Genomic DNA, 6,547 nt, shown 5'->3' with positions numbered 1-6,547 from the left:
CAAAATTCAAAATTTAAATAGAAAATAAACTATGGCTCGTATCGCCGGTGTAGACTTACCCAAACAAAAAAGAGGAGAAATCGGACTTACCTATATATATGGTATTGGCCCGGCTACTGCTAAATACATTCTTAGTAAGAACAGTATTGATCTTAACAAGAAAGTAAACGACTGGAATGATGATGAATTGAATGCTATCCGTAACACTATCACTGAAGAACTGAAAGTGGAAGGTGCTCTGCGTAGTGAAGTTCAAATGAGCATTAAGCGTTTATTGGACATCGCCTGTTATCGTGGTCTCCGTCATCGTAAGGGATTACCGGTTCGTGGTCAAAGAACAAAAACCAATAGCCGTACAAGAAAAGGCAAGCGTAAAACAGTTGCCGGTAAAAAGAAGGCACCTAAGAAGTAATATTCAATTGGCAATATGCGATAAGCAATTGCCAATTTATATAGATCTGACAACTTTGAATCGACACCAGATAGCTTAACAGATCAGCAGGAGGGTTGATTCAGTTCCGACAAAATCGGGATAATTATTTAAACAAAAGATTACCTCAGAACAAAAACATGGCAAAAGCAACAGCAACACAGCAGCCGGTAAGCGCAAAGGCTGCCGCAAAGAAAAGAGTTGTAAGAGTGGACTCATACGGTGATGCACACATTACAGCAAGCTTCAACAACATCATCATCAGCTTAACAAACAAAAACGGCCAGGTTATTTCCTGGAGCAGTGCTGGTAAAATGGGTTTCAAGGGTTCTAAGAAGAACACTCCCTATGCCGCACAGATGGCAGCAGCAGATGCAGCTAAAACCGCAATGGATGCTGGTTTGAAAAGAGTAGACGTTTTTGTAAAAGGTCCGGGATCTGGCCGTGAAGGTGCCATCCGTGCCATTTCACAAAGTGGTATTGATATCGTGATGATCAAAGACGTGACGCCGCTTCCACATAATGGTTGCCGTCCGCCGAAGAAAAGAAGAGTTTAAAATTTTCCCCTAAACCGGATTTATAATGAGTAACGGTTATTCAGGGGGATTTATAATAATGATAGCAGTAATTTCTGCCTTCATTATTATCAGAAGAAGAAGAAATAGAAAGTCATAATTGCTTTGAAAGGATCAAAGCAGTTCATTTTAATAAAAGGGTGGCTGATTAATTTTTACCGCTTTCAACGATCAGCTCACCGGTATTTAAAAAGCGGAAATGAATAAAAAACTATGGCACGTTACACTGGTCCAAAGACCAAGATTTCTCGCATTTTTGGTGAGCCCATACTGGGCAATGGCAAATGGTTGGGTAAAAACAGCAACCCTCCAGGTCAGCACGGAGCAAACCGTAAGCGTAAAAGCTTAGGTGAGTATGCACTCCAGCTTCGTGAAAAACAAAAAGCAAAATACACTTACGGTGTATTGGAAAAACAATTCCGCAAAACATTTGAAGAAGCAGCACGCCGCAAAGGTGTAACAGGTGAAAACCTGATCAAACTCCTGGAAGCAAGATTGGATAATACCATCTACCGTCTCGGTATTGCTCCTTCACGTCCTGCTGCACGCCAGCTCGTAAGCCACAAGCATATCGAGGTAAATGGTGGTGTGGTAAACATTCCTTCTTTCCAGTTGACAGCAGGTGATGTGATCACACTGAAAGAAAAAAGTAAAGGCAATGCTGCTGTTACAGGCTTAATAAAAGGTAAGAATCCTAAGTTTAGCTGGTTGGACTGGAGTGAAGCTGATATGAAAGGAACTTTCATCACTTATCCTGAAAGGGAAAGTGTACCGGAAAATATTAAAGAGCAGTTGATCGTCGAATTGTACAGCAAGTAACGTGAGACGAGAAACGGCAAATGTGAAAGAATAATTTCACGTTTCACCTTTCACTTTTGACACTGGTACTATGCGGATTGGTAAAAAACAATACACTTTAAATTTTAAACATTCAATATGGCAATATTAAATTTCCAGAAGCCCGATAAAATTATCTTACAAAAGGCAAACGATTTTGAAGCTCAGTTTGAGTTTCGTCCTTTGGAACCCGGTTTTGGTGTTACAATTGGTAATGCCCTTCGCCGTGTGTTATTAAGTTCATTGGAAGGTTATGCAATTGTTGGAGTGAAGGTGGATGGTGTTGATCATGAATTTGCAACCATGAAAGGTGTGAGTGAAGATGTAGTGGAAATTTTCCTGAACCTGAAGCAGGTTCGTTTCAGAAAAGCAGTTGACCATGAAGTAAGCAATGAAAGGATCATGCTTTCTATCCGTAACAGGACTGAGTTTACAGCAGGTATGATCGCTGAAGGAACACAAAGCTTCCAGATCATGAATCCTGAGTTGCTGATCTGTACACTCGATTCATCTGCTAAAATGGATATAGAACTGACTATCGGTAAAGGCCGTGGTTATGTTCCTGCTGAAGAAAACAAACCAAAAGAAGCACCGCTCGGTTATATTCCTATCGATTCAATTTATACTCCTATTAAAAATGTAAAGTATACAATTGAAAACACCCGTGTGGAGCAGCGTACGGACTTCGAAAAACTCATCATGGAAGTTTCTACAGATGGTACTATTCATCCTGAAGAAGCAGTGAAGCAGGCTTCACGTATCCTCATCCAGCACCTGATGATCATTACAGATGAGAACATCACTTTCGATAATAAAGAAGAGAAGAAAGAAGACCTGGTAGATGAGCAAACACTGCAACTGCGTAAGATACTGAAGACACCTTTGGAAGATCTCGATCTTTCTGTACGTGCCTTCAACTGTCTGAAAGCTGCTAAGATCAATTCACTGAGCGAACTGGTACAGTACGAACAGGAAGACCTGATGAAGTTCCGCAATTTCGGTCAGAAATCACTTGCTGAAATTGAGCAGGTGCTGACTGAAAGAGGTTTGAGCTTTGGAATGGATCTCGGAAAATTAGGATTGGATAAAGAAGATTTTTAAGACACCCCCTGTCCCCCTAAAGGGGAGACTTAGGATGGATAGTCTTTATTTTTAATAACCGCTTTCTGATTATATAAATTATGAAAGCAAGTCTTGTAAATCCTGACACGGTACAAGGCTCTAAAACTTAAACGTCATGCGTCACGGAGACAAAATCAAGAATTTAAGCAGAAAGAAAGCACACAGAGATGCTTTGCTAAGCAATCTTGCAATTGCTTTGATCACTCACAAGAGGATCACAACAACAGTTGCTAAAGCAAAAGCATTGCGTGTTTATGTAGAACCACTGATCACTAAGAGTAAAGAGAACACAACACACCAGCGTCGTGTGGTATTCAGCTATCTTAATGATAAGGTTGCGATCACTGAACTGTTCAGCACAGTTGCTGAAAAAGTGGCTGGCCGCCCAGGTGGTTATACCCGTATTATCAAATTGGGTGCAAGACCTGGTGATAATGCTGAAACAGCAATGATCGAGCTGGTTGACTTCAATGAAATTTATGGTAAAGGCAAAGGCGAGGCTAAAGAAGCTACTAAGAAAACACGCCGCGGCCGTGCTAAAAAGACAACTGAAGCAGCAGAAGCAACGACTGAAACTCCAAAGACTGAAGAATAATTGAAAAAACCAACTCATACAAAGGCAGGATCGTTAGCGGTTCTGCCTTTTTTTATTTTGTGAAAAAGTTCTGAGGCAATATTTTAATTCATTCGTTTTCTTTGCAAAACTTTTAATACTAATGGCAGACTCCAAACAACCCGCAATACTCCTTCTCGAAGACGGAACTTTAGTTCATGGCAAAGCATTTGGCTATATCGGCACAGCCGGTGGCGAAATATGCTTTAATACCGGAATGACCGGCTACCAGGAAGTATTTACCGACCCAAGTTATTATGGACAAGTGTTAATCATGAACTCTGTTCATGTTGGCAATTACGGAGTGAAGGATGAGGATGTGGAATCATCATCGGTGAAGATCCGTGCCCTGATCGGCCGCAATCTTGAAGAAGTGTATTCAAGAAAGCAAGCAAAGGGTTCACTGAATGAGTACCTGAAAGCAAATAAGATTGTTTGCATCGAAGGTGTTGATACAAGAGCTTTAGTTGCGCATATCAGAACCAAGGGAGCTATGAACTGCATCATCTCATCTGAGATCCTGGATGCAGAAAAGCTGAAAGAAGAGCTGAAGAAAGTACCTGATATGAATGGTCTTGAACTGGCTTCACAGGTAAGTACCAAAGAGTCGTATGAGATGGGTGATAAGAATTCACCTGTGAGAATTGCAGTGCTTGATTATGGTGTAAAGCAGCATATCCTTCATTGTATGGTTGAACGTGGGGCTTTTGTAAAAGTATTTCCTGCCAAATCAAATATCGCTTCGCTGAAAGAATTTAATCCCAGCGGTTATTTTATTTCTAATGGCCCCGGCGATCCGGCAGCAATGGATTATGCAATTGAAACGGTAAAAGATGTAATGAAGGAAAACAAACCAATTTTCGGAATTTGTTTGGGACATCAACTGGTTGCTTTGGCAAACGGCGTTTCCACTTACAAATTACATCATGGTCACCGCGGATTAAATCACCCAGTAAAAAATTTACTGACCGGTAAGGCGGAGATCACTACCCAAAATCATGGTTTTGGTGTAGATCCTGAGTCTGTAAAAAACGCAAAGCATATTGAAGTAACGCATGTGAACCTGAATGATAAATCGATCGAAGGCATTAAAGTGAAAGGCAAACCGGTTTTCTCGGTTCAATATCACCCGGAAAGTACACCGGGTCCGCAGGACAGTCGTTATTTGTTTGATGAGTTTATTGATACAATAAAAAATCAATAGGCTAAAGCTTGGAAAAGGCCAGCACTCCAACAATCGCCAATAAAACAAAGAAAGGGATAAGGAGTTTTGCATTCGCTTTCTTTTTCACTTCATCCGGATATTGCATAAAGGCCTCTGTCTTTATTTTAAAATTCTCTTTGCTTCCAACTGATAAGCTTAGTATAAAATAAAGTAGGATGAAAAGTGGGAGTGCAAGCAATTTGCCAATAGACCGGCCGCTGCTGTAACCGAATACATTTCTTATAGACTTTGTAAGACTTTCATTAAACCCCGGAACAAAGCTTACGCCTATCATTAGCACTGCAATGAAGATTAGAATGATCAATGCAGCCAGGAAAAAGTTAGCACTCGTCCTGCCTTTATTTCCATCTTTACCTTGTTTTTGTATTTCATAATATTGGCTTCCGTAAAGTGCTTCTAAAAAACTCATGGTGGATGGGTTTTAAATAATTAGATTATTTTCGGGGGATGAAGATAGCAATTATCAATGGCCCTAACCTCAACCTGCTTGGTAAACGGGAAACGGATATTTATGGTAACCAGTCTTTCGATGATTATCTGAAGACATTAATAGCAAAATACCCTTCTGCTGACATTCATTATTATCAAAGTAATGTGGAAGGTGATCTGATCAATGAATTACACCGGGTGGGCTTTAGTTATGATGGGATCATCATTAATCCCGGAGGTTATACGCATACTTCTGTAGCTATTGGCGATGCTATTGCTGCCATTAAAACACCGGTTGTTGAAGTGCATATCTCTAATGTGCATGCACGGGAAGATTTCAGAAAATTATCTCATGTAAGTGGTAAAGCTGCCGGCAGTATTTTTGGTTTGGGATTAAAAGGATATGAGCTTGCGCTGGAATATTTTCTTTCAAAATAGATCAACTGTTTCCATCGTCAAGATGATGTTTGTGTACATGATTGGTAATATCACCACCACAATGCGGACATTTATAAGTTTTCCCTTTTCTGATGATCCGCATTTCATCTAAAAAACCCGCAGTGATAATACCGGCGGGCAATGCAAAGAAAGCAACGCCGGTAAGCATTATTATCCCGGTTAATGTTCTGCCTACTGCAGTAACGGGATACATATCACCATAGCCTGTTGTGGTAAGTGTAACAACAGCCCACCATAGGGTGGCTGGTATACTTGTAAACTGGGTTCCTTCTACATTGTGTTCAGCAAAAAAAACAATACATGATGAGATGATAATGAGAAAAATGGCCAGTAACAAACTTAGTAACAGTTCCCTGATACGGCTATTAAAAACATTAAATATCATCTGTGCTGATCTGGTATATGCGGTAAGCCTGAATAATCGCAGGAAACGAAGTAGCCGCAGAATACGAAGTATTCTTAAGTCAAAACCTAGAATACGATGCAGGTACCAGGGGAAGAAGGCGAGGAGGTCTATTATTGCCCCGCCCGTTAACATGTATTTCAGTCTTCCTTTTACAGAGCCAGAATATTTTTTATCAACATTACAACTCCATACCCGTAGTATATACTCGATCGTAAAAATGATAACGGATACCAGGTCAAATATGTCAAAAGCTGTTTTATATTTCTCGTATAAGGGGTGTACTGTCTCCAATATGACCGCCATAACATTCAGTACAATTAATGTAAGGATAAATGCATTCAGGAATTTATCCCATTTTGAATCTCCTAATTCGGGATGAAGAAGAATGTATGCGTCTTTCTTTATTTTCTGATACATGAAGCAGCTGTGAATTTGGTGGAACTAAAGATAT

Annotated in this window: 9 protein-coding genes; 7 read left to right on the top strand and 2 right to left on the bottom strand. The window is 40.2% G+C overall.

Annotated features, from left to right (window positions below):
• The first annotated feature begins 31 nt into the window (after nt 1-31).
• The 6 genes from rpsM to carA all read left to right on the top strand — a co-directional run bounded on the left by rpsM (nt 32) and on the right by carA (nt 4,781).
• The gene (rpsM, locus tag E6H07_16385) at nt 32-412 is read left to right on the top strand and encodes a 30S ribosomal protein S13 (protein TMI62977.1); all 381 of its coding nucleotides are present in this window, start codon (nt 32-34) and stop codon (nt 410-412) included.
• Between the two features lie 158 nt (nt 413-570).
• Nucleotides 571-987: a 30S ribosomal protein S11 gene (gene rpsK, locus E6H07_16380; protein ID TMI62976.1), complete on the top strand. Its 417-nt coding sequence runs from the start codon at nt 571-573 to the stop codon at nt 985-987.
• Between the two features lie 231 nt (nt 988-1,218).
• A complete protein-coding gene (rpsD, locus tag E6H07_16375) occupies nt 1,219-1,824 on the top strand; it encodes a 30S ribosomal protein S4 (protein TMI62975.1) in 606 nt (201 codons plus the stop codon).
• A 117-nt stretch (nt 1,825-1,941) separates the two neighbouring features.
• Nucleotides 1,942-2,943 carry a DNA-directed RNA polymerase subunit alpha gene (locus E6H07_16370; GenBank protein TMI62974.1) on the top strand — a complete coding sequence of 334 codons (1,002 nt, stop codon included), beginning with the start codon at nt 1,942-1,944 and terminating at the stop codon, nt 2,941-2,943.
• A gap of 136 nt (nt 2,944-3,079) precedes the next feature.
• Nucleotides 3,080-3,559: a 50S ribosomal protein L17 gene (locus tag E6H07_16365; GenBank protein TMI62973.1), complete on the top strand. Its 480-nt coding sequence runs from the start codon at nt 3,080-3,082 to the stop codon at nt 3,557-3,559.
• 121 nt (nt 3,560-3,680) lie between these two features.
• Nucleotides 3,681-4,781 carry a glutamine-hydrolyzing carbamoyl-phosphate synthase small subunit gene (gene carA / locus E6H07_16360; GenBank protein ID TMI62972.1) on the top strand — a complete coding sequence of 367 codons (1,101 nt, stop codon included), beginning with the start codon at nt 3,681-3,683 and terminating at the stop codon, nt 4,779-4,781.
• 1 nt (nt 4,782) lies between these two features.
• Here carA and E6H07_16355 read toward each other — a convergent pair whose 3' ends face one another.
• Nucleotides 4,783-5,211 (bottom strand): hypothetical protein, encoded by a 429-nt coding sequence (locus E6H07_16355; protein ID TMI62971.1) that lies wholly within the window; start codon nt 5,209-5,211, stop codon nt 4,783-4,785.
• Between the two features lie 38 nt (nt 5,212-5,249).
• Between E6H07_16355 and aroQ the strand changes: the two genes are divergently transcribed.
• On the top strand, nt 5,250-5,669 hold the full coding sequence (aroQ, locus tag E6H07_16350; GenBank protein ID TMI62970.1) for a type II 3-dehydroquinate dehydratase: 420 nt from the start codon (nt 5,250-5,252) through the stop codon (nt 5,667-5,669).
• A 1-nt stretch (nt 5,670) separates the two neighbouring features.
• Here the strand turns inward: aroQ and E6H07_16345 are convergent, their stop codons facing one another.
• Complete coding sequence (locus E6H07_16345; protein TMI62969.1) at nt 5,671-6,513, bottom strand: ion transporter; 843 nt, start codon at nt 6,511-6,513, stop codon at nt 5,671-5,673.
• Between the last annotated feature and the right edge of the window lie 34 nt (nt 6,514-6,547).

It is taken from the genome of Bacteroidota bacterium (assembly GCA_005882315.1).
GTDB lineage: Bacteria > Bacteroidota > Bacteroidia > Chitinophagales > Chitinophagaceae > VBAR01.
This window is presented reverse-complemented; position numbering and strand designations above follow the sequence as displayed.

Coding starts and splice junctions, on each gene's coding strand:
- E6H07_16365 (TMI62973.1), top strand. CDS start 3,080: ATGCGTCACGGAGACAAAATCAAGAATTTAAGCAGAAAGAAAGCACAC.
- E6H07_16345 (TMI62969.1), bottom strand. CDS start 6,513: ATGTATCAGAAAATAAAGAAAGACGCATACATTCTTCTTCATCCCGAA.
- rpsK (TMI62976.1), top strand. CDS start 571: ATGGCAAAAGCAACAGCAACACAGCAGCCGGTAAGCGCAAAGGCTGCC.
- rpsM (TMI62977.1), top strand. CDS start 32: ATGGCTCGTATCGCCGGTGTAGACTTACCCAAACAAAAAAGAGGAGAA.
- E6H07_16370 (TMI62974.1), top strand. CDS start 1,942: ATGGCAATATTAAATTTCCAGAAGCCCGATAAAATTATCTTACAAAAG.
- carA (TMI62972.1), top strand. CDS start 3,681: ATGGCAGACTCCAAACAACCCGCAATACTCCTTCTCGAAGACGGAACT.
- E6H07_16355 (TMI62971.1), bottom strand. CDS start 5,211: ATGAGTTTTTTAGAAGCACTTTACGGAAGCCAATATTATGAAATACAA.
- rpsD (TMI62975.1), top strand. CDS start 1,219: ATGGCACGTTACACTGGTCCAAAGACCAAGATTTCTCGCATTTTTGGT.
- aroQ (TMI62970.1), top strand. CDS start 5,250: ATGAAGATAGCAATTATCAATGGCCCTAACCTCAACCTGCTTGGTAAA.